Here is a 22,727-nt window from a genome sequence, read left to right as displayed (position 1 = left end):
AATGCATCACAGCAGACTCTCATTCAGGCTGGACGAGGGCGTCGCTATGGTTACCGGTGGCGCCTCCGGCATCGGGAGCGCCATAGCCGTGGCCCTGGCCCAGATGGGCAGCAATGTGGCCTTGGTAGACCTGCCTTCAAGCGATCCAACAGCCACCCTAGAGGCGATCGAAGCCGAGGGAAAACGTGGCGAATTTGTCCCCGCTGACGTGACCCGGTCCGAGCAGCTCGAGGCCGCGGTGGATCAGGTGGAGCGCTCACTGGGGCCGTTGACTGCGGCCGTGAACTCAGCTGGAGTCGCCGAGGCCGTTCCCGCTGACGAGATGACAACAGAGCAGTTCGAGCGTCTCTTCCGGGTCAATGTCACGGGCGTATTTCTCAGCTGCCAGGCACAAGCCAGGGCCATGAGACGGAACGGAGCGGGAGCGATCGTCAACTTGGCTTCCATCTCCGGAATCGTGTCCCACCGGGAAATGCTCCAAGCGCATTACAACAGTTCAAAGGCAGCGGTTGCGCATCTCACAAAGTCCTTGGCCACCGAATGGGCGCCGTACGGCATCCGCGTCAATTCCATCTCTCCCGGCTTCACGAGGACGCCGATGAATGAGCGGTCTGAAGTGGCAAGCATCCTGGATGTGGCCGTCACTCAGAACACGCCGCTGGGGCGTCCCGCCGATCCTTCTGAGATGGCCGGGCCAGCGTTGTTCCTACTGTCACCGGCAGCCAGCTTCTGCACCGGGGCGGACCTTGTGGTGGACGGCGGCTTTACGGCCTGGTGAGTCCGTGGCCGCTCCGGGTCGATAACCCTTGGTTATCGACCCGGAAGAATCTTTGACTTGGACTTATCGTGACGGTCCTCACAGACTGGAAACAGCTTCGCAGGTGACCGGCATAGGGCCGGCAAGACGGTGAATAGCCCAGGGCCCACCCGTTACGCGAAGACCTTCATCCCCAACCATCATCACCGTCGAGATTTTCTTACAGAGAGGTAAGGCCCATCGTGATGAACGTATCGAGCCGCAAAACGCACCAGGAAGAAGTCCAAACCGGACGCCGCGGGAACCTGCGTTCGCAGCGTTCCCTTGGAATTGCTTTGGCCTTGGTCGCTTCCGCGGCATTGGCGCTGTCAGGTTGCAGCGCGGACGGCGCAGCGAACGCCGGTGGACCCGGCAAGAAAACCATCGGGGTATCCATGCCCGAATTTCAGTCGTTGTTTTACGTTGCAGCCGTTGACGGCATGAAGAAAGCGGCGGCGGACGAGGGCTATGAGCTTGTAGTCCTAAACGCCAACGGCAACTCCTCCCAGCAAGTCAACCAGGTGCAGAACCTCGTGACGCAACAGGTGGGGGCCGTCATCTTCGCCATGCAGGACGCCACCGCCGGTGCCGCCGGCGTGGCAGAGGCGAAAGGCGCGAACATTCCAGTGATCGCCATAGACCAGCGCCCACAGGGAGATGTCGCCACCTTCATTGGCAGTGACAGCATCAAGGCTTCCACGGAGCTTTGCGATTTCCTGGCCAAGCAGATGGCTGGCAAGGGCAACCTTGCCATCATCAAGGGTGTGCTGGGTTCCTCGACTGAAATCGAGCGTTCCAAGGGCTGCGGCAGTGTTCTGGAAAAGAATCCCGGCATCAAGGTGGTCTCAACAACCAACGCCGACTGGGATGAGAACAAGGCGTATAACGTCGCCCAGGATGTCCTGACGGCAAATCCTGACCTGCAGGCAATCTTTGCGCAGAACGATGGCATGGCGCTCGGAGCGGCGAAGGCAGCGGCACAGGCAGGCCGGACCAACCTCAAAATCGTCAGCGTGGACGGCTTCCCGCAGGTTTACGACGCTATCCAGTCAGGTCAGGTCCTGGCCACCATGTCGCAGGAGCCCTACCAAATGGGTGAGTTGGCCGTCCGCAATGCCATCAAGGCCATAAATGGCGAGGGTGGGTCCGTTGAGAAGGAACAGCTGCAGCCGACCGTCCTGGTAACCAAGGAAAACCTCGATGAGGCACGCTCCGCCGGATACTACGGCCCCGCGAAATAAGACTGTGCCGGCCTGCCCGAAAGGGCAGGCCGGCATGTCCCAGACTAAGAAGGAAATCCATGTCAATCCTGAGCACGGGGCCGGACTCTCTCAACAGGGGGCCACTGACCGAGGACATCAAGGCGCTCAAGGGAATCGGCCTTACCAAACAATACGGCGGCAATACGGTACTCCACGGAGTGGACATCACCCTGAAGGCGGGGACCGTCCTCGGCTTCATCGGGGAAAACGGGGCAGGCAAATCCACCCTCAGCTCGATCCTGGCCGGAATCAAGACGCCGGATGCCGGCGAAATGTGGCTGGACGGAGCGCCCTATGCCCCCAGCGGCCCGGCTTCCGCTCTGAACAGTGGCGTGGCCATCATCCACCAGGAAATCAAAATGGTTCCGCGGCTGAGCGTCGCCGAGAACATGTTCCTTGGCCGGTGGCCGAAACGGCGCGGCCGGGTGGATACGGCGTCCATGGCTGAACAGGCCGAGGCCGCCCTGGCGGTGCTCGGGGCGAAGATCGACCCCCGCCGGGCTGTTGCCGGGCTTTCCATGGCGGCCCAGCAGGAAATCGAGATCGCAAAGGCCATCTTGCGGGATCCGTCCTACGTGATCTTCGACGAGCCGTCAGCGTCCCTGGGGCAGGAGGAGACGGAGAAGGTTCTGGACCAGATCCGGATCCTCCGGGACAGGGGTGCAGGGGTCATTTACATCAGCCACCGCCTGGATGAGATCTCGGCAATTGCCGACGAGATACTTTGCCTGCGTGACGGCCGCCGGGCGATGGCCTGGGACACGGGCAGTGTCGGCAAGGACGAGATGATCCGGGCCATGGTGGGACGTGAGTTCGTCTACGCACACCAGGCGCCCCAGCCTGCCGAGGAAGATGTGGTCCTGGAAGTCGAGAACCTGACGCGCCACGGCGTTTTCAGGGATATCTCCTTCTCCGTCCGGAGGGGCGAGATTCTCGGGATGTCCGGTCTGGTTGGTGCGGGACGAACGGAAGTCGTCAGAACCCTTGCCGGCGCTGACCGGGCCGACGCCGGAACGGTCACCGTTGAGGGAAACGCCGTCGAAATCCGCAACGTCTCAAGCGCCATCCGGGAAGGCATCTTCATGGTCCCCGAGGACCGCAAGGGCCAAGGCCTGAACCTGGGCAGGAGCGGCGGGGAAAACATGGTGCTGCCTTGGGAAAAGACGCTGACGGCCAGTGGCTTTGTCAGCAACAGGACCGTGAAACGCGTCGAACGCGAGCAGGCCGTCGAACTGGACATTCGAGGGAATCTGAATATCCCCGTCCTGTTTCTCTCTGGCGGAAACCAGCAGAAGGTCCTCCTGGCAAAGTGGCTGGTCCGCAAACCAAAGGTGCTCATCCTTGATGAACCAACCCGTGGAGTTGATGTCGGCGCCAAGGCCGCCATCTACGAAATCGTCCGGAAGCTGGCCGCGGCCGGGGTAGCGATCATCGTCGTCTCTTCGGAGCTTGAAGAGGTGCTCGGTCTCTCGCATCGCGTCCTGGTCATGGCCGGGGGACGGCAACGCGGCATCCTGACCCGGGACGAAGCCGTTCCGGACCGGGTCATGGAGCTTTCAGTGCCATAGCGCACTCCCAACCACTCAAGAAAGAAAGTAGAGACTGTGCCTACTACAAACACCATCGGCCCCAAGGCTGAGCCGGGCGCCCGGGAGAATCCCTTCTCCGGCAGCGGGCAGGAGCCCTTGCAAACCAGGATCAAGCAGCTAGCCAAAAGCATTCCAGGCCCGGTGATAGGGCTCATCGTCATCTGCATCGCAATGTCGCTGCTGTCGCCGTACTTCCTGACGCCGAACAACCTCATCAACGTGCTGAGCCAGGTGTCCTACATTGGCATGATGGCTGTCGGGGCAGCCCTGGTCATCATCCTCGGAGGCATCGACCTGTCCGTCGGCTCCACCATGGCCCTGTCCTTCATGGCAACGGCTTTCCTCTACAAAGAGGTTGGCCTGCCGTTCCTGCTGGCCATGATTTGCGGGCTGCTCCTGGGAGCCTTTATTGGACTGGTCAACGGATTGCTTGTGACTTTCGGGCACGTCCAGCCATTTATCGCCACGCTTGCAACCATGTTCGCCGGCGCCGGACTCGCCCTGTATATCACGAACGGCAACCCGGTTATCGGTTTCCCTGGGTGGTTCCTCGGACTGTCCAGGTTCCGGCTGATGGGAATACCCCTGCAGGTCTACCTCATGTTGCTGGTCTTCATCCTGGCGGCCCTCTGGCTGCGGTACCGGCCCTCCGGACGCCAGCTTTATGCCATTGGCGGCAACGAAGAGGTTGCACGCCTCTCAGGGATCGGCGTCCGGCTGGCCCAGACACGCGTGTATGTCATAGCAGGGTTCCTGGCTGCCTTGGCCGGACTCGCAGCCGGCGCACGGCTTGATTCTGCACAGCCGACCGCAGGAAGTGCTTCCGACCTTTTGAGTGTGATCGCGGCGGTAGTCATCGGTGGGGCCAGCCTCTCGGGTGGTGTGGGGTCGATGTTCAGTACGTTCATAGGCCTGCTCATCATTGGTGTCCTCAACAATGGGTTGACCTTGTTGAATGTCTCGCCGAATCTCCAGCCGGTGGTCATTGGCGTAGTCATCGTACTGGCCGTCATCAGCGACCGCGGAAGCCTTCCGCTTAAACGAACCTGATTGGGTTTCGCTAGGCGGAGAAGCTCCCTGCACGATTCGTGCAGGGAGCTTCTCCGTGTCCAGTTGGGGTGTGTGCCTGTGGCGCCCGCTCGATGCGGGCGCCGGCGGCGCCTTATAGGTCGCTGGGGTTGGGTTGCCCGTTCCAGGCAGTGACACCACCATCAGCGGTCAGGATCAGGCCGTTGACATAGGAAGCGTCGGACGAGGCGAGGAAAGTGAACGCCGGGGCGATCTCGTCGGGGCTGGCGATCCGGCCCAGGGGAATGGACCGGCCGAAGGCTTCCTTCAGTCCCGCGGTGGTGTCGATGTTCTTTTGCAGCAAGGGGGTGAGGACCGGTCCGGGGGCGACGGYGTTGCACCGCACGCCACGCTGGGCGTAGTCGACCGCGACGCTGCGGGTGAAGTTGATGACTGCTCCCTTCGAGGCATCGTAGGCCGCGTAGTGGTAGTCCGCTCTGACGCCTGAGACGCTGGCCGTGTTGACGATGTTGCCCTGGGACCGGATCAGGTGGGGAAGGGCGGCGCGCGTAGCGTAGAAGAGACCATCAACGTTCACGTTCATGACGCTGCGCCAGAGCTCGTTCGACGTAGTTGCCGCGGGCCCAGTGGGAGCGATTCCTGCGTTGTTGACCAGGACATCCAGTGTGCCGAGCTCGTCCACGCTTTGGTTGATCACGGCTTCGATAGCTTCCGGGTCGCTGACATCGGCCACCTTCAACGTCATCTGGGTCGATAGGACGGAGTTCTTCTCCCGGAAGCGTTCCATCGAGTCGGCACTGAGGTCCACGCCGACGACATTCGCTCCCTCAAGGAGAAACCTCTTGAAGACTGCAGCTCCCAGTCCCGAACCCGCCCCAGTAACCATGACCGTTTTTCCCAGGAATCGATTCTGATCCATTTCTGCTCCACTTCTATCGGGCTGAGCGCAGGAACACCTAGGCAGGGGAAACCAACCGCTCAACCATTTATATCTCGCCAAACAGACATTTTGTCCGTAGCATAGAAATCAGAGTACTTCACTGGTCGTTCGATTCGAAGGGTTCCCTACAGCATGAAGATTGATCTCACTGGAAAGACAGCATTGGTTACTGGATCGTCCCAAGGGATCGGACTGTCCATCGCTACAGAACTGTCCAAGGCGGGGGCAACAGTCGTGCTGAGCGGACGGAGTCAGGAGTCCCTCGACGCCGCGGCCATTGAAATCGCTGACGCTGCTGGTGCCGATCTGCCCAAGACCGTGGCGGCAGATCTCGGAACAAAGGGCGGGATCGCCGAGCTGGTAGTTGCGACGGCCGACGTCGACATTCTGGTGAACAACCTGGGGATCTACGAGTCCAAGGATGCCCTGGACATCACCGACGACGACTGGCAGGAGTACCTTGACGTCAACCTGTTGTCCGCCGTCCGCCTGACACGGGCCCTCCTTCCTGCGATGATGCGTCGGAAGTGGGGGAGGATCCTCTATTTAGCGAGCGACGCCGCCATTGCCGTACCTGAAGACATGCTGCACTATGGCGTCTCAAAGACTGCTTTGGTTGCTGCGGCCCGGGGATATGCCAAGGTGGCTGCTGGTTCCGGTGTGACGGTGAACTCCGTTATTGCTGGGCCCACCAAGACGGACGGAGCGGTGCGCTTCCTAAGTGAGAAGTTCGGCACGGATACTCCGTGGGAAGAAGCGCAGGCCAGATTCATGGCGACCGAACGTTCCGCTTCGCTGATCAAGCGGCTCATCGATCCCACCGAAATCGCAAACATGATTGTCTATCTCAGCTCACCTCAGGCGTCTGCTACGACCGGTGGCGCCCTGCGCGTCGACGGTGGATATGTCGATTCGATCTTTCCCTGACCGCTGTGATGGACGAAGCGATTTCAGCGAAAGGACTCTCCATGGGCATCAAAGGCTACTCCACAGAAATGCACGCCCAAGGGTGGCGCACCTTGGCGGCCCTCTATGGACTCATTGAGGGAGAGCTCGAAAAGGCGCTTCAAGCTACAGCGGGTTTGTCGGTGGTCGAGTACACCGTCCTGGATGCTGTGGGCCGTCAGGACGGCGGGCAGATGAGGATGCAACCGTTGGCGAGGGCCACCACGCTCTCGGCTAGTGCAGCCACCCGTCTCGTGAGCCGGCTGGAGCGGAGGGAACTGCTTCAGCGAGTACTGTGCGCAGACGACAGGCGAGGCATTTACACGGAGCTCACCCTTCAAGGGGGCGAGCTGCTCGCGTCGGCTCGCCCCGCGCACGACCGGGCGCTCCAGAAGGCGTGGGCAGGGGCTGAGGCCATAGCTGAGCTTGCCCCGTTGGTGCGCGCCCTCCCTCGGCTTTCGGCGCTGGTCTGACTGCAGCGATGCGGAAATACGTTGGGGGAGTTGCGTTCTTCTAAGCGCGCGTGGCCGTAAAAACTTCGTCCAGCTGGAGGGCGGTCGAGATATGCGTCATCGCGGCCACGTTCGTCAGTTCGCAGCCGAGTATTTCCTCGATGAGCCGTCGCTGTTCGAGGACGGTGCCCGTGTCCGCGGATAACTGGTCCGCAGTCATCTGGGCATCGAGGTTGTTCAACACCAGCACAGACAGGGTTCGAACAAGTTCGGTGCCCCGCGAAGAGTCGTGTCGACGCAGTGGACCCAAGATTTCCTCGCAATAAGAGTGGAGCCTGACCGTGTCCGGAACCTGCAGGAAGAGTCCCGCCATTCCGAGGTCGTTCACGAGCAGAGTCTGACCGGACAGTCCTCTGAGCCTGGCCAGTTCGACTGCTCCGCGGGCAATGGAGAATGCTTCCGGATATATGGCTGGATCACCCACGGGTCCTGTTAATACAGAGAGCGGGCTGTCCACACTTGGCTCGCCGTCGGTCAGAGTTCGGCGGATCTCTTCGGCAATGTGACGAGCCGATTCCAACGCTTCGCGACCCAGTGGCCACAACGCCACCACGTGGTCTTGGTACATACCGACGAGCGGTTGCGGACGGGACTCGCCGAGCAGGCGCGCCACGGTGTCCGCGAGCCGGTTCTGGAATTCGTTGGTGCGTTTCCAATTGTGCTGGGCGACGATCATGGCGTGGGGTTGCGACAAGTCATGCCCAAGACTTTCTGCTTGAGCCAAGAGCGAGGATGACAAAGGGCCCTGGTTGTTCAAGAGCTCTGCGAGGATTTCTCCGGCTCGATGCCAGGCAGTGTCGGCGGCGCTGCGGGCGCTCAGTAGTTCCAGTGCCATGACGGTTGCCGCATGTTCAATGGCTCGCTGGTCCAAAGGGGTTAGGTCAGCCACACTACCTGTCGTCCAAATCCAGGCCACGACCTCCTCCCTAACCACAACGGGAGCCCGTACGGCAGGGGTCGACGACCCATCGCGCTGAGGTAGCTGGACGTCTGAGAGGGGCGTATCAGCGTATCCATGACCGGAAAAGCGCTGGTTCTGGTACGTTGTTTTCTCCGCTAGCGCTTCCAGTAAGTCACTTGTGTCAACGGTCGAGCCGCAAACGGCTGTGCCGTGCCCACTTTGAACCACCACGGACCGGTCGAGCAGTTCAGCGAGCGCAGCCCCGACGTCCGCAGTGTCGCCTCCCCGAAGGGCCAAGGAGGTGAGCCGATGATGGACCTCGCCAACTTTACGCTGCAGATCGTATTGATCCTCCAGGTTTTCGTTCAGAGACTTCAATTCGGCGATGATGCGTGCTTGTTCCGCCCGAACGCGAGCTGTGTTCATGGCGAGTGCAACCTGATCCGCCAGGACTGTAAGTAATGAAATTTCATCACTTTCGAAATGATGAGTAAGACGTGTGAAGCAATTGAGTGTCCCAAGCGTTCCACTGGGCGCGTTTAGCGGGATGGCTATCATCGAGGTGAAGCCTTGATCGTGTGCTGCCGTTGCCCACGGACCAAACGACGGATTCGATCCGGTGTTTTCGATTTGGATGGGGATGCCCAGCGTGAATGCTTGACTGGACGGAGAGGGCAGTGACGTACCTTGCAAGCGGATGGGGTGCGTTGCGTTGACATTGCGGATGTAGTCATCAGAGAGCCCGTGCGAACCCTCGATCAGTAATACCGCGGATGCCGCGTCCGGGACAGTCACCGAGCAGAAGTCGTAGCCCATCAATTCGCAGGCAGTCTTGGCAACCATGTTCAGGAGGTCATTCTTGGAAATGCCTCGATTTACAGCCGAGCCGACACTGGCCAGTGCTTTCAACCAACCGCGCAGGAGCTCAGCCGTGCGATCCGACCGCTCTTTCACACTTTCAGTATTCCTACTCGAGACTGCTGAGCATAGAGCAGAGAATTGCTGGCAGACTCAGAGCCTGTCTGGGGCGTTCCTTTAACGAGAACGACGGCGACGCTCCCCGCGTGGGAAGCGTCGCCGTCGTCGTGGTTCCTTGAGCGGAAAGCCGGCCGCTTACTCGGCCAACGCGGCGATCACTGCAGCAGCTACGGCTTCACTGGACTGCGGGTTCTGGCCGCTGATGAGGTTGCTGTCAATGACGACGTAGCTGCTCCAGGCCGGCCCGGCTTTCACAATGGCGCCACGCTCGGCGAGCGTCGAAGCAACGAGCCATGGCGTGTTCTCGCCGGTTCCGCCCGTCAGCTCTTCCTCGTCCGTGAACACGGTGAGCTGGCGGCCGGCGAAGGCGAAGCTGCCGTCCTTCGCGGTGGCGCTTAGGAGCGCTGCCGGTCCGTGGCAGAAGGGGGCGATGATTGTGCCGGCGTCGTTTGCCTCGATAAGCAGGGCGCCCAGATCAGAGTCCGTAGCGAGGTCGGCCATGGGGCCGTGGCCGCCAGGCAGGACAACGGCGTCGAAGCCGGCCACGTCGACTGCGGAAAGGGCTTCCGGCGTTTCGAGCTCTGCGGCGATCTCTGCCAGGTACCGTTCAAATTCCCGGACCTTTTCTTCATCACCCACGACCTCCGGATTCAGAGAGCCAGGATCCACGGTGGGCTTCTTTCCGCCCGGGGTGGCAATAGTGATAAGTCCGCCTGACGCCTTGAGAGCTTGGTGGGCGACCACAAGCTCTTCGGCCCAGAAGCCCGTGGCGTGCTGGGTACCGTCTGCGAGTTCAAGGGAATCGGCTGCTGAAACGACCATGAGGATGTGGGACATCGGGTTCCTTTAGGGAGTTGGTTGCTGCGGTGTGATTCGATGATGCTCCTCCGACGGGACCTCTTGGCATTGAAAAAGCATTAGCCCCTATTCGATTTCCTTGGGCCGTGCCCGTGCGAGGATTGCACCGATGGCCACTCATAACCTGGAACATTTGCGGACCTTCCTCACTGTCTACCGTGCGGGGTCACTGACCGAGGCCGCAAGGCTGCTCGGCATCTCGCAGCCCACTGCTTCCACCCATATACATTCCCTGGAACAGAATCTCGGCTTGCGTCTTTTTGAACGCACCACGTCCGGAGTGAAGCCGACCACCAAGGCCGATGGATTGGCCAGGGACGTTGGAACGCACATCGACGCCCTCGACGATCTCGCCTACATCCCGACATTGCCGGGAGCCAACAAGTCCATCGATCTGGGTGGACCGGCTGAGTTCCTGACCGCTAAGTTGCTGCCGCACACGCCGGAACTCACTGCGGCCGTCGGGGCCCGGTTGCGGATCAGTTTCGGCCTGGTTGATGGCTTGCTCGAAGACCTCCGAGCCGGCGACCTGGACCTTGTCATCAGCTCGGTCCAGCCACGCGTTCAGGGCGTCACTGGCATGCCCCTGTACGACGAGGAATTCGTGCTGGTAGCGGCGCCGTCCTGGCAGTCGAGGCTGCCGGGAGATGCCGCCGACGAAGCGGAACTGGCGGTCATCCCTGTGGTTGCCTACGCCGAAAACATGCCTATCGTAAGAAGGTACTGGCGCAGCGTGTTTGAACGGCGCCCGGACAATCTCCGGACCAGCGTCATCATCCCCGACCTTCGCGGCGTACGCGCAGCCATTGTGGCAGGTGCAGGCATGTCTGTCTTGCCGCACTATCTCGTGGAGGAGGATCTCGCCTCCGGAGCACTTACTGCTCTGCACGCCCCGGAAGTGGCTCCGCTGAACACCGTGTACTTGGCAACACGCACCGGGGAACTGGAGCGCAACCATCAGTTACGCTCCCTGACTTCCGCCATCCAACGATTGACCCGCGCCTGAAGGGCCAGTCCGTGATCCGTCTGTTGCCTCATGTCATAAGGTCCGGGAAAGGGGTAGATCTCGCGACGCCGCTGGGGTAGGTTGAGCGCAACTATCAGCGTCGCCGGGGAGTCAACCGTGACCAGCAGCAGGCACAATCACAATTGGCATGTCCCCTCCCGCCTCCTCATCGCGCTCGGCATCGCAACCGCGACTGCGTTGGCGATCTCCGGGTGTACCTCCGCGCCCACGCAGGCCCCCGCGTCGTCCACAGCGCCGCCGTCGGCGGCCGCTTCAACTACCGGCACGACGGAGGGAGGAACGACAGGATCCGCGACTCTGGGAGTGCTGGACAAAGCCAAGGTCCAGGACACTTTCCGGACTCTCGCCAAGGAGCTGCTCGTACCGGGAGCGGCCATGATGCTCCGCACCACTCAAGGCGACGTCAGCCTCACCTACGGCGTGACGAGCGCCGGCGGGTCAACATCTGTCTCGCTCGACGACCACATCCGCATCGGCTCCGTCACAAAGACGTGGACTGGGACCGTCATCCTGCAGCTCGTGCAGGAAGGCAAACTCAAGCTTGAGGATCCCGTTTCGAAGTACCGCTCTGACGTACCGAACGGCGAGAACATCACCATTGAGCAACTCCTGACCATGCGGAGCGGAATCTACAACTACTCGGAGTCGTACGAGCTCAGCAAGGCTCTTGATACCACGCCGCAACGGGTTTGGACGCCTGAACAACTGGTGGCCATCGCCTTGCCGCTGCCCGCTTATTTCGGCCCCGGCGAAGGCTTTCACTATTCGAACACCAACACGGTTCTGCTGGGGCTCATAGCCGAGAAGCTGGATGGTAAGGACTTCGGGCAGATCGTGCGCGATCGGATCCTGGGACCACTCGGCCTGCAACAAACATCGTTTCCGGCGTCGGACTCTTCGGTCCTTCCCGAGCCTTTCTCCCGCGGTTACATGTACATGGACAACCTCCTCACCCTGTCCACGGCCAGACTTCCGGCTGACTTGATAGCCAAGGCACAGGACGGCTCATTGAAGCCGAATGACTATACAAACGCCAACCCTTCTTGGACGTGGGCTGCCGGGCAGGGCGTCTCCACGGCGGGCGACCTCATGACCTTGGCGGAGGGCCTCACCGACGGCAAGCTGCTCAACCCGGACCTTCAAAAGAAGCGCATGGACAGCCTTGCGCCGATCGATCCGGACAACCCAGGCGCGGCGCGGTATGGCATGGCATTGGCCCAGTTCGGCCCGCTCTACGGACACACCGGCGAACTCCCCGGCTACAACACCTTCATGGGCAGAGATCCGCAGAACAATGTGACCTTGGTGGTGTGGACCAACCTTGCCCCGTCACCGGATGGACGGGACCCGGCGTCGACTATCGCCAAGGCCATCATCGGGGACCTCTACGGCGCACCGCCTTCAGGTCCAGCCACGCGGTGAACCTGACAAAGCCATCGCCCCCTACCAAGCGAGAGGCCCTGGACCGCCGCGTGGCAATGGGCGGACTCACCGCCCGGCACGTGTCCCCTACCTGGGATCGATGCTGAACCTGACCCTTGTGGTCAGTCAGCTCGACGAACCATTGACGCCCGCGCAGCTGGCTGCTGCAAGCCCAACCCCATTCGATCCGCGCTCCGTTCGCGCCCTTGATGTCGCCCGCGAGGGGTGGACGATCCGCGACATCCTCGCCCATGGCGTCATCGACTACCACCCCACCCCGGTCGGCCCCGCCTCGGTCACCGCGGACCACCTGCAGAAAAGTCTGCCGCGGGTTTTGCCGGTGTTGCTAGAGGCGGGAGGGGAATGCGGTGCGGCGTCCGTAGATGGTCAGCATGAGTGCGGCCAGGCCGGCGACGATCATCACGACCGTAAGGACCAGGCCGCTGAAATTCGTCAGCAGCGCCGCGCCGAGGATGCCGGCGGTGAAGATAGCGAGGTTGAACGCCACCGGCAGGAACGAGTTCGCCACGTCGGAGTCCGCGCCGCCGGTGGTGGTGAGGGCGGCTTGGAGCTGGGCGGCCGCCCCGCCGAACGTGATCCCCCACAGGACGGTCGCGGCGATGATCGCCGGGGCCGATGTGTGGCCGACCAGCAGCACCACCGCGGCCGCGATGAACAAGGTGACGCTTCCGTGCAGCAACGGGCGGGGGTGGCGGTCCAGGAGCGCGCCGGTGATGATGATGCTGGCGATCGAGGCGACACCGAAGATGAAGAGTTCGACGTCGGCGGTGAGGCTGCTGCCGGTAGTCCTCAGGTACGGGGCGATGTAGGTGTAGATGGTGTTGTGGGCCAGCATCCACGTGAAGATGACGGCCAGGATCACGGCGATGCCGGGGATGCGGAAGACCCGGACCAGGGGAAGCCGGGAGGTTCCGGGCTGCCCCTCGGCGTCGGGCGCGATACCAGCGATGAAGACACCGGCGATCACGGCGACCGCGGTGAGTCCGGCGAAGGCCCAGCGCCAGTCGAAGGTCGTTCCGAGCCAGGCCCCCAGTGGTGTGCCGAGAGCGAATCCGACGGGTGCCCCGACGGAGACGATCGCCAGCGACAGGCCTGCACGGGAGGGCGGGCTGATCTTCCGGCCGTAGGCGGCCAGCATCCCCCAGATGATTCCCGAGAACGCGCCGGCGACGAAACGCGATACCAGCGACAGGGTTACGGCGCTGGAGAGGGCGGTGGTGGTGTTGGCCAGGATGAGTCCGAGGATCGCGCCGAGGAGCAATGGCTTGCGGCGCATGCCCCGGGTAAAGGTGATAGCGGGGATCGTGATGAGCACCGTACCCAGGGCGTAGGCGCTGACGAACAGTCCGACGGTGCCTTCGCTGGTCCCCATGCCGGTGGCGATAACGGGCAGCAGGCCGGCCGGCATGGTCTCCATCGCGACGAGGACGAAGCCGATGACGGCAAGCGCCGACAGAGTGGCGAGCGGCAGCCGTTTCGGCTTCTCAGTCGATTCCGGGGCCGGCGCCGGAGCGGTGGTAATGGTGGTCATTTTTCTCCTTGCCCGCGACGGGGTTGCGCGGTTACTGGCTGGTCGGGAACGGTTCGGCGTAATCGCGGAACGTGTCGCGGCGGGTGTGGTGCTCCCACAGCCGCTGCGCGAGGGCGCCGGGATCGTTCGGCGGGTGTCCGGGGTCGATGGCGCCGGGGATGATCAACTGTCCGACGTGAATGTTCTCGGCGCCGAGGGTGTCGTGGAGCATCGTCGCCAGCGCGGTTTCACCGGCGAAGGCGATGGACGTCCCGGCAACCGACGGGTTCGGCCGGACGGCTGAACCGCCGTTGACGAACAGGACGGTTCCGCGTCCCAACGTGCGCATGCCGCTGAGGACCTGGTGCACGGCCGTGACGGGTCCGTAAATGGAGAACTCCACCGCTGCGGCCAGATCCTTCACCGTGGTTTCCAAAACGGGGCGCAGGAATTCCTTCTGCGGCAGCGGACTGTATTCCAGGACCTCGATCGTGCCGAGCTCTTGTGCGGCCTGCTCCAGCGCCGCGGTGAGGGCTTCCGGGTCCCGGACACTGGCAGCGTAGCCGCGGGCGGTGAAGCCTTCCGCGGCCAGTTCTTCTGCGAGCAGGTCGAGCTTGTTCTGGTTGCGGGAGATCAGGGCGATGGCGAAGCCTTCGGTTCCGAAGCGGCGTGCGATGGCTGCGCCGAGCCCTGTGCCGGCGCCGACGATGGCAATAGTGGTCATTGCGTCCTTAGGGAGTGAGACGGTGATCAGCGGGGGAGGATGAGGTTGAAAACCTTGCCCGGGTGGTACCGCTGGTAAGTCCTTATCCAGTCAATACGCGAACCGTCCAGCGCGGGAGTCTCTGTCAAGGGGTGTACCAGCAGGGGACCCCAACGAAGTTCGCAGGGACGTATTCTCGTGGCATGGATAATAGAGCCGAGGTACGCGAGTTCCTGATGTCGCGCCGCGCAAAGATCACCCCCGAACAGGCCGGACTTCCCGCCGGGCCGAACAGACGAGTTGCCGGGCTTCGCCGAACAGAAGTTGCGACACTCGCCGACGTCAGCGTCGAGTACTACGCCAAGCTCGAACGTGGTGCTATCGGCGGAGCCTCCTCGTCCGTGCTTGACGCCATCGCCCGCGCCCTTCTCCTCGATGACACGGAACGAACCCACCTCTTCGACCTTGCCCGCGCAGCCGACGGTATTCCGCTATCCGGGCGTCCCCGCCGACGATCCACAAAAAACGCCGTCAGTCGGCCCAGTCTGCACTGGGTACTCAACACAATTACCGACGGCGTTGCGTTCGTTCGCGACCAGCACCAGGACCTCCTTGCTACTAATGAGCTCGGCAGGGACTTCTACGCGCCCCTCATCGGCGACGGCGGTCGCACCCCGAACCTGGCCCGGTTCCAGTTCCTCGACCCTGCATCCCGGGACTTTTATCCTGACTGGGAGCTCTTCGCTGAGATGTGCGTGGCGATTATGCGGGCCGAAGCCGGCCGTGACCCCAATGACAAAGGGCTCCAGGACCTCGTTGGTGAGCTCTCCACGCGCAGCGACGTATTCCGGCGCCTGTGGGGCGCGCATGACGTTAGGACCCACGGGTCCGGCACAAAACGATTCAACCACCCCGTCGCCGGCGAACTGACCCTCGCCTACGAAGAACTCATTATCACTGCCGACCCGGGCTGCGTCCTTATGATCTACACCGCCGAGCCCGGCTCGCCCAGCGCTGAGCGACTGCGGCTACTCGCCAGCTGGGCAGCTACGGGATCAGGAACCGGGGCGGGTGCGGGAGCTGTTGGCCCAGCTGACCGGCAAGCCAGTTGACGAATCCGTGACGGTTTTCCCGCCTTTCTACACCCGGCCCCTATCGTCGTTGGCCGCCATGTGTGGATCGGATCCAACGCCACAATTCTGCCGAGCGTGACGATTGGTGATAATGCCGTCGTGGCGGCTGCGTCCGTAGTGACAGAGGACGTACCGGAAAACTCCGTTGTTGTGGGCTCGCCTGCCCAGGTGGTGCGCTCACTTCCCAACTGAACCACCCTAGTTTCAACTTAGGTGTCCTCGTGCTCCTTCGCACCCCGCATGCCAAGAGCCGCGGTTCGTGTCAGGGCCGCACTGGCATCAGTCTGAGTCCACAACGAGGATGTCCAGTTCAGTATGTTCGCGCCGTCCGCCCGGGCCGGCGTCGGAACGCCGCTCCGCCCAGGGCGCTTACGCCAGCAAGCGCCCGAAAAAGTTCTTGCCGACGGCGTCAGCGAGACAGAAGCACGCCCACCTGAGTCCGGATGTCCTGCACAATCTCGTCGATGCTCAAGGCGGCGTTCACGCTCGCCGCCATGCTGAGGAACATGACGGCGGTGACGACGTGTGCCGTCGTTGCGGCATCACCAGCGCTGACCAGCGCGTGCCTGCCCAGGACGGTAGCGATGGCCTCCTCGGTCTGCGCGACGATGGAGAGGGCTTCAGCGTGTCGGGGCTCCGTGGGGTCGCCGAAGACCATCTCCCGCAGGTAGGTGCGACCATTGTCAACCTGGACGCGGTTGCATTCCACGATCGGCCGTACGATTGCCAGCACCGCATCGAGGACATCCGGGGTGGTTTCTGCATCAGCCCGACCTAGCTGAAGTGCTTCGGCGTAGTGGGCGTTCTGCACGAGGAGGAGGAGTTCGCCTTTGGTCTTCGCGTAAAGGAACAGGGTCCCGGTGCCGATGTCCGCCTTGTCGGCGATCTGCTGGGTCGTGACGTCCTCGATGCCGTGATCGGCCAGTAGTTCGCTGGCCGCGGCCTTGATGCGGTCCAGCTTCTGCTGCTTGTTCCGCTCGCGCCGTCCGACCGGCTGGGAGGCGAGAGACATGATGATGGATCCTCCGGAATAGATTCTGACTGCAGTCAGTTATGAGTGTAGTCACTACTTTGTGGGTTCAAATGTTCCTTCGTTCATTCTCCCACGCAAGGGCAGAACCCCCAGTGTTCCGCCCTGCACAGTGGTGGCGCTAATACCCACGACGCAAAGGACCGCACGCATGACTTCCTCCCTCTGGCAGACATTCACCCTCGGCAATGTGGAGCTGCCGCACCGGCTCGCGCTGGCACCGCTGACTCGGAGCCGTGCAAACCAGGACGGTACCCCAGGGGAACTGGCCGCGAAGTACTACGGCCAACGCGCCTCGCTCGGGCTGATCATCACCGAGGGCACACAGCCGTCCGACGACGGACAGGGCTACCTGAACACCCCAGGCATCTACACTCCTGAACACATCGAGGGATGGCGAAAGATCGCCGACGCGGTGCACGCAGGCGGCGGAGCCCTGTTCATCCAACTGATGCACGTCGGCCGGATGTCGCACCCGGATAACACCCCGCACCACCGTCAGCCCGTTGGCCCGTCGGCGATCTCGGCCGAGCAGGACATGTTCACTCCAACGGGCCCGCAGAAGACCCCGGTGCCGCGTGAGCTGACTGCCGAAGACATCCAGGCCACCATCGCCGGGTTCCGCCACGCCGCAGCCTCCGCTGTCGCAGCGGGAGCGGACGGCGTGGAGATCCACAGCGCGAACGGGTACCTGCTCCACCAGTTCCTCTCGCCGAACTCGAACCACCGCAAGGACGAATACGGCGGATCGGTGGAGAACCGGTCCCGGTTCGTCGTCGCGGTCGCCCGCGCGGTGGCCGAGGAGATCGGGGCGCACCGGACCGGCATCCGCATTTCACCGGCGTTCCCGCTGGGCGGAATCAACGAAGGGGACCCCGCGGACGTCCGGACACAGTACCGCCACCTGGTCGGCGAACTCGCCACCCTGAACCTTGCGTACCTGCACGTGCACCACCTCGGTGACGACGAACTGCTTCGGTCCTTCCGCGACACGTGGCCTGCTGCCCTCCTCGTCGTCCGGTATGGGCGCGAACGCGAGCAGATCGCCGATGACATCGACGCCGGGCTCGCGGACATCGCGCCGCTGGGCCGTTTCGCCCTGGCGAACCCCGACATTGTTCAGCGCCTGCGCACCGGCGCACCGCTGAACGAGCTGGACCCGGGCACCCTGTACGGCGGCGGCGCGGCCGGGTACACCGACTACCCCGCCCTGGCAGACGCCTAATCGTCTGCCGCGGGCCGTCCGCCACCGACCTCACCCAACCCACACCCCTCAGAAAGAAGAAAACAGCCATGCCATCACTCAACGGAGCAGTAGTCCTCATCACCGGAGCCAACGGCGGAATCGGAACCCAGTTCGTGCACGAAGCCCTCGCCCGGGGAGCTGCAAAGGTTTATGCCTCCGCCCGCACCCCCCGCACTTGGAACGACGAACGCATCGTTCCGCTCGCCCTGGACGTCACCGACTCGGCCTCCATCCAGGCAGCGGTCGAGGCGGCACCGGACGTGACCGTGTTGATCAACAACGCCGGCGCGTCTGTTCCCAGTGCCGGGATCCTCACCCACACGGACGAGGAGATCCGCCGGAACGTCGAGACGAACTTCCTCGGCCCTCTCTTCGTCGCCCGCGCGTTCGCTCCGGTCCTGTCGGCGAAGGACGAAGCGACGATCATCGACATCCACTCGGCCCTGAGCTGGTACGCCGTCGCAGGCATCTACAGCGCCACCAAAGCCGCCCTTTGGTCCGCGACCAACTCCCTCCGCCTCGAACTCGCCCCCGCCGGCGTGCACGTCGTCGGCGTCCACGTCGCATACGTCGACACCGCGATGGCCGCGCACGCCACCGACCCGAAGCTTGACCCGGCCGTGCTGGTGCGCACCGTGTTCGACGCCACCGAGGCAGGGGAGTACGAAGTCCTCGCCGACGACACGTCAGTCCAGCTCAAGGCCGGACTCAGCGCCCCCCTCGAAGCGGTGTACCCGCAGTAGGTGGACGCGAACGCATAGGCGAACAACCGGCGCCACCGCGTTCACCAAAAGTGAGCGCGGTGGCACCAAACCTGCCAAAGGACGCCGCGGCCCACGATGCCCCAATAAGGGCCGAAGGAACTGGCGGGTCAAGCAGATCGAGCACGGCTCCAACACGCTCCGCCGGGCAACACTTCGCTCTCACCCGAATCGATCGCCTGGTGCCTGGCCTTCACGCCACATGCCGGGATAGTCATGCCAAAGGCTCTGCCCGCCCGTAATCACGGGCGGGCAGCGCCACAGTGCCTTTCTGCTCTGTTGGCGGGATCGTGTCAGGTAGGTGCTGGTCAGTGGGCGAGGAATTCTACGGCGACGGGGGAGAATCGGTCGTGGAACTGGAAGATACTGCCGTGGCCCGAGCCGGGGTAGATGATCAGCTCGGATCCCTTGATGCGCCGGTGCAGGTCCTCGGACAGGATCGACGGCACCATGCGGTCGTGGTCGCCGTTGGCGATGAGGGTGGGGTGAGTGAGCTTCGACAGGTCCGACGGCGCGGAGCGGCCGAACTTCTGGATTGCCTTCAGCTGCGCCTGGAAGGCTTTGGTGCTGATCGGCTTGTCGCGGTCGACCGTGCGCTCCTGCAGGCGCTTGATAAACGCCTTCGCGGCCGGCTTGCCAGTGGCGTTGCGGTTAAAGAACAGGAACTCCTTCGGGTCCGTGCGCGTCAGGGTCGCGCGGAGGATGTCCCAGTAAGTGGTGCCGACGACCTTGTCCATGTCCTTGCCGCCGCGCGGCCCGGTGCCGGTCAGAACGAGCTTCCGGACGAGGTCGGGATGTTTGAGGAGCAGGTCCTGGGCGATCATGCCGCCCATTGAGAAGGAGAAGACGTCGATCGTGTCGAACCCGAGGGCCTTGATGAAGGCATAGGCGTCATCGGCCATTGCCTCGATGCTGTCAGGAACCTGCCCGGTGGAGGCGCCGACACCGCGCTGGTCGAAGGTGATGACGTGGCGGTTCTTCGCGATGGGCTCGATGATGCGGGGGTCCCAGTTGTCCAGGGTCGCGGCGAGGTGCACGAAGAATACGACGGGGATGCCGCCCTTGGGCCCCAGCTCGCGGTAAGCGTAAGTAACGCCACCGGCGTTGAGGGTGCGTGTGGCCGCCTTCGCGTACGAGGTGACGACAGAGCCGTTCGCGGTGTCAAAGCTGCTCATGCTGGTTGTCCTCCTGAGTGGTCTGTGAGGTGAGTGGCTGCCGGCGGCTCAGGAGGGAAGGGTGACGACGGCTTTGCCGCGGAGGCCGCCCTTGGCCAGCGACTCGAGCGCCTGTGGGGTCTGGGCGAAGTCGAAGACCTGCCCCACGACCGGGCGCAGCACGCCGTCGTCAATCAGGGCGGTGATCTGGCGCAACTGGTCGCCGCTGGCACGCATGAAGAGGAACTTGTAGCTGACGCCGAGCTTCTTCGCCTGCCGCCGGATCCCGCTGCTGAGCCCCGCGATGGCCAGGCGCAGAACAGGGTTCAGGCCGGCTTTGCGCGCGAACGCCGAGTCCGGCGGGCCGGCGATTCCGATCGCTTTCCCACCGGGCTTCAGGATGCGCAGAGACTTCACGAGGTTCTCCCCGCCGAGGCTGTCGAGCACCAGATCGTACCCGGCGAGGAGCTGCTCGAAGTCCTGCGTACGGTAGTCGATCACCGTGTCCGCGCCGAGGTCGCGCACGAAGTCGGCGTTAGAGGCACTTGCGGTGGTCGCGACCGTGGCGCCGAGGTGCTTGGCGAGTTGGATCGCGATCGACCCGACCCCGCCGGCCTCGGCGTGAATGAGAACTTTCTGCCCCGGCAGTACGTTGCCTTGCTCAACGAGGGCCCGCCACGCCGTAAGTGCAACCAGCGGTAGCGAGCCGGCCTCCTCCATGCTGATCGATGCGGGTTTCAGTGCCAGATCGGCCTCGGTGATGGCGATGCGCTCGGCGAACGTGCCGATGCGGTCTTTGTCGGGGCGGGCGTAGACCTCGTCACCGGGCTTGAATCCGCGCACCTTCGCCCCGACACGGATGACTGTGCCGGCGACATCGTTGCCGAGGACCAGCTGGAGCTTGTACGGGAGGATCTGCTTGAACTCACCCAGGCGGATCTTTTCGTCCAATTGGTTGAGGCCAGCTGCTTGGACCTGGACCAGCACATCGCGGTCGCCGACGGTCGGCTCAGGGACGTCTGCTGCGCGCAGCGGGTCCTTGTACTTGGTGACGACGAATGCCCTCATGGCGTGCTCCTCTAAGACGTGCGTAGGCTAAAAATGAGTTCAATCAATTTTGAGTGTACTCATAAATCTTGTCAAGTAGGACAGTTAGGTTTTAAAGACACGGCCGAGCCAATTGATGCATCCCGGTTAGTTCCGCAATTCCGTGATCCCACGGGACGGTTCGTTATGGCGGAACAAGGCGGCGGCGAGTTGAACTGCCGCCCGCCTGGCACGATCTGGTCCTCCGTCGCCTACCGGTTCATGCCGTCTGGGTATGCCGTTCTTCGGAGTTTGGTCTTAGACGGCATCCGCCGTGGATCCGAGAATGGATGAATACTCATGGCTGAAAGGAATCCCATGTCCGTATCAGTGGAATCTTCCGCAGGCGCTGCCCACACTCCCGCAGCCACCGGCACTAATGTCCAGTTCTCCCCACAGGCCCTCGCGCAGCGCACCCTTGCCGCCCGCCCCTCAGAGGTCCGCAAAGTGTTCAGGGCAGCCCAGCGGCCTGGCATGATCTCCTTTGCCAACGGTGCGCCTTACCTCGGCGCGCTCCCGTTCGAGCGGATTGCGCTGGATGCCCAGCGGATTTTGCTTGAGAACGGTGAGCGCTCGTTCCAGTACGGGTCCAGCGACGGCATTCCCGAGCTGCGCGCGCACATCGTCGAACTCATGAGATTCGAGGGCATCACGGCCGGACGGGACCAGGTCATTGTGACCTCGGGAAGCCAGCAGGCGCTAGATGTCGCCGCGCGCGTGCTGGTCAACCCCGGTGACGTCATCTTTGCCGAGGCACCCTCGTACGCCGGCGGCATGGCCGTCTTCACCAGCTACGAGGCCGAAATCGTGCACGTGCCGATGGATGCCGACGGTTTGATCCCGGAGGAGCTTGAGCGGCTCATTAGTGAGGTCCGGGCCGCGGGCAAGACGGCCAAGGGACTGTACACAATCCCCAACTTCCAGAATCCCGGGGGCGTGAACCTCTCGGCGGAACGCCGCCACCGGGTTGGCGAACTTTGCCGCAGTAACGATCTCCTGATCTTCGAGGACAACCCATACGGACTGCTTGGTTTCGACGGCGAAACCATGCGCGCCATACAGCCTGAATTCGAAGACATCACCTTGTATTTCGGCTCTTTCTCCAAGATGATCGCTCCGGGCCTGCGCGTGGGCTGGGTCCTGCCGCCCGCAACGCTATATGGACACCTGGTCAACGCCAGCGAGACCTCCCAGCTCAATCCCTCGGTGTTCTCCCAGCAGCTCATCAGCGCCTACCTCGACGATCCGACCTGGCAGGACAAGCTCGCCGAATACCGCGGGATCTACCGTGAGAAGTTCACGGCTCTGGTGGAAACGCTGGAACAGGTCATGCCGGCTGGCACCACCTGGAACCGGCCTACCGGCGGCTTCTACTTGTGGGTGAGCCTCCCCGCGGGTATCGACACCGAAGCACTGGTCTACGAATGCATCGAACGCGGCGTCGTGTACGTTCCGGGCACCGCGTTCTACACGGATGGAAGAGGCCACAGCGAACTCCGGATGTCCTTCTGTCTGCCGACGCTGGACGATATCCGCAAGGGCGCCGCCATCCTCGGCGACGTGTTCCGCGACGCAGCCGCCAAGGTGTCCGCTAAGCCTGACACCGCCGGTTCCCGAACGGACTAGGGCCAATCGCCTAAAGTCCTGCCGAAGCCGCCACGTCGCCCGTATGGCGGCAGGCGGGCAACGTGCGGGGCGGCACCACTAGCCTGGTAACGGACTTCATCGCCCCTGAGATGGCGAAGCAGTTCGTTGCCGGGCTTGTGGCCCGGAAATCGTTCCRGGGTGTTGCAACGGCCGCTGTATGCGAAACGGGCCGAGCCG

At 62.9% G+C, this 22,727-nt stretch carries 21 protein-coding genes; 13 read left to right on the top strand and 8 right to left on the bottom strand.

The genetic code is table 11. The annotated features are described in order from the left end of the window. Position 1 precedes the first annotated feature (1 nt). The 4 genes from AB4089_RS18830 to AB4089_RS18815 all read left to right on the top strand — a co-directional run bounded on the left by AB4089_RS18830 (position 2) and on the right by AB4089_RS18815 (position 4,697). Complete coding sequence (locus tag AB4089_RS18830) at positions 2 to 778, top strand: SDR family oxidoreductase (protein WP_441410796.1); 777 nt, start codon at positions 2 to 4, stop codon at positions 776 to 778. A gap of 314 nt (positions 779 to 1,092) precedes the next feature. Next, a complete protein-coding gene (locus tag AB4089_RS18825; RefSeq protein ID WP_441410795.1) occupies positions 1,093 to 2,037 on the top strand; it encodes a substrate-binding domain-containing protein in 945 nt (314 codons plus the stop codon). 59 nt (positions 2,038 to 2,096) lie between these two features. Then, positions 2,097 to 3,626, top strand: coding sequence for a sugar ABC transporter ATP-binding protein (locus AB4089_RS18820; RefSeq protein WP_441410794.1), 1,530 nt, complete (start codon positions 2,097 to 2,099; stop codon positions 3,624 to 3,626). A 36-nt stretch (positions 3,627 to 3,662) separates the two neighbouring features. Next, positions 3,663 to 4,697, top strand: a complete 1,035-nt coding sequence (locus AB4089_RS18815) for an ABC transporter permease (RefSeq protein ID WP_441410793.1) — start codon at positions 3,663 to 3,665, stop codon at positions 4,695 to 4,697. Between the two features lie 112 nt (positions 4,698 to 4,809). Here the strand turns inward: AB4089_RS18815 and AB4089_RS18810 are convergent, their stop codons facing one another. After that, the gene (locus AB4089_RS18810; RefSeq protein WP_441410792.1) at positions 4,810 to 5,595 is read right to left on the bottom strand and encodes an SDR family NAD(P)-dependent oxidoreductase; all 786 of its coding nucleotides are present in this window, start codon (positions 5,593 to 5,595) and stop codon (positions 4,810 to 4,812) included. A gap of 153 nt (positions 5,596 to 5,748) precedes the next feature. Between AB4089_RS18810 and AB4089_RS18805 the strand changes: the two genes are divergently transcribed. Next, the gene (locus AB4089_RS18805; RefSeq protein ID WP_441410791.1) at positions 5,749 to 6,543 is read left to right on the top strand and encodes an SDR family NAD(P)-dependent oxidoreductase; all 795 of its coding nucleotides are present in this window, start codon (positions 5,749 to 5,751) and stop codon (positions 6,541 to 6,543) included. Between the two features lie 41 nt (positions 6,544 to 6,584). Next, entirely contained in the window at positions 6,585 to 7,034 is a 450-nt protein-coding gene (locus AB4089_RS18800; RefSeq protein ID WP_441410790.1) for a MarR family winged helix-turn-helix transcriptional regulator, read from the top strand. A gap of 40 nt (positions 7,035 to 7,074) precedes the next feature. Here the strand turns inward: AB4089_RS18800 and AB4089_RS18795 are convergent, their stop codons facing one another. Further along, positions 7,075 to 8,928: a helix-turn-helix domain-containing protein gene (locus AB4089_RS18795; protein ID WP_441410789.1), complete on the bottom strand. Its 1,854-nt coding sequence runs from the start codon at positions 8,926 to 8,928 to the stop codon at positions 7,075 to 7,077. A gap of 159 nt (positions 8,929 to 9,087) precedes the next feature. Beyond that, positions 9,088 to 9,789, bottom strand: a complete 702-nt coding sequence (locus AB4089_RS18790; protein ID WP_441410788.1) for a type 1 glutamine amidotransferase domain-containing protein — start codon at positions 9,787 to 9,789, stop codon at positions 9,088 to 9,090. Positions 9,790 to 9,919: 130 nt separating this feature from the next. Here AB4089_RS18790 and AB4089_RS18785 point away from each other — a divergent pair, with 130 nt between their 5' ends. Next, positions 9,920 to 10,816: a LysR family transcriptional regulator gene (locus tag AB4089_RS18785; protein ID WP_441410787.1), complete on the top strand. Its 897-nt coding sequence runs from the start codon at positions 9,920 to 9,922 to the stop codon at positions 10,814 to 10,816. Between the two features lie 117 nt (positions 10,817 to 10,933). Further along, positions 10,934 to 12,259 carry a serine hydrolase domain-containing protein gene (locus AB4089_RS18780; protein WP_441410786.1) on the top strand — a complete coding sequence of 442 codons (1,326 nt, stop codon included), beginning with the start codon at positions 10,934 to 10,936 and terminating at the stop codon, positions 12,257 to 12,259. A 346-nt stretch (positions 12,260 to 12,605) separates the two neighbouring features. Here the strand turns inward: AB4089_RS18780 and AB4089_RS18775 are convergent, their stop codons facing one another. Together AB4089_RS18775 and AB4089_RS18770 are read right to left on the bottom strand one after the other, a co-directional pair. Further along, positions 12,606 to 13,811 (bottom strand): MFS transporter, encoded by a 1,206-nt coding sequence (locus AB4089_RS18775; protein ID WP_441410785.1) that lies wholly within the window; start codon positions 13,809 to 13,811, stop codon positions 12,606 to 12,608. Between the two features lie 31 nt (positions 13,812 to 13,842). Then, positions 13,843 to 14,514, bottom strand: coding sequence for an SDR family NAD(P)-dependent oxidoreductase (locus AB4089_RS18770; protein ID WP_441410784.1), 672 nt, complete (start codon positions 14,512 to 14,514; stop codon positions 13,843 to 13,845). Between the two features lie 182 nt (positions 14,515 to 14,696). On the opposite strand from AB4089_RS18770, the gene AB4089_RS18765 reads away from it, so the two are divergent. Continuing rightward, on the top strand, positions 14,697 to 15,605 hold the full coding sequence (locus tag AB4089_RS18765) for a helix-turn-helix transcriptional regulator (RefSeq protein WP_441410783.1): 909 nt from the start codon (positions 14,697 to 14,699) through the stop codon (positions 15,603 to 15,605). Between the two features lie 60 nt (positions 15,606 to 15,665). After that, positions 15,666 to 15,818 (top strand): DapH/DapD/GlmU-related protein, encoded by a 153-nt coding sequence (locus AB4089_RS18760; protein ID WP_441410782.1) that lies wholly within the window; start codon positions 15,666 to 15,668, stop codon positions 15,816 to 15,818. A gap of 217 nt (positions 15,819 to 16,035) precedes the next feature. On the opposite strand, the gene AB4089_RS18755 is transcribed toward AB4089_RS18760, so the two are convergent. Next, a complete protein-coding gene (locus AB4089_RS18755; RefSeq protein WP_441410781.1) occupies positions 16,036 to 16,638 on the bottom strand; it encodes a TetR/AcrR family transcriptional regulator in 603 nt (200 codons plus the stop codon). 169 nt (positions 16,639 to 16,807) lie between these two features. Here AB4089_RS18755 and AB4089_RS18750 point away from each other — a divergent pair, with 169 nt between their 5' ends. Next, complete coding sequence (locus AB4089_RS18750) at positions 16,808 to 17,881, top strand: alkene reductase (protein ID WP_441410780.1); 1,074 nt, start codon at positions 16,808 to 16,810, stop codon at positions 17,879 to 17,881. 68 nt (positions 17,882 to 17,949) lie between these two features. Continuing rightward, on the top strand, positions 17,950 to 18,645 hold the full coding sequence (locus tag AB4089_RS18745) for an SDR family oxidoreductase (protein ID WP_441410779.1): 696 nt from the start codon (positions 17,950 to 17,952) through the stop codon (positions 18,643 to 18,645). Positions 18,646 to 18,971: 326 nt separating this feature from the next. Here AB4089_RS18745 and AB4089_RS18740 read toward each other — a convergent pair whose 3' ends face one another. Beyond that, a complete protein-coding gene (locus AB4089_RS18740) occupies positions 18,972 to 19,838 on the bottom strand; it encodes an alpha/beta fold hydrolase (protein ID WP_441410778.1) in 867 nt (288 codons plus the stop codon). Between the two features lie 48 nt (positions 19,839 to 19,886). Then, a complete protein-coding gene (locus AB4089_RS18735) occupies positions 19,887 to 20,885 on the bottom strand; it encodes an NADP-dependent oxidoreductase (RefSeq protein WP_441410777.1) in 999 nt (332 codons plus the stop codon). 336 nt (positions 20,886 to 21,221) lie between these two features. On the opposite strand from AB4089_RS18735, the gene AB4089_RS18730 reads away from it, so the two are divergent. Beyond that, positions 21,222 to 22,529, top strand: a complete 1,308-nt coding sequence (locus tag AB4089_RS18730) for an aminotransferase-like domain-containing protein (RefSeq protein ID WP_441410776.1) — start codon at positions 21,222 to 21,224, stop codon at positions 22,527 to 22,529. Positions 22,530 to 22,727: the final 198 nt, after the last annotated feature.

Origin of the sequence: Arthrobacter sp. 2MCAF15, from assembly GCF_052115605.1 — a bacterium.
GTDB lineage: Bacteria > Actinomycetota > Actinomycetes > Actinomycetales > Micrococcaceae > Arthrobacter.
The sequence above is the reverse complement of the archived record's forward strand: the minus strand, read 5'-3'. Positions and strand labels throughout refer to the sequence as shown.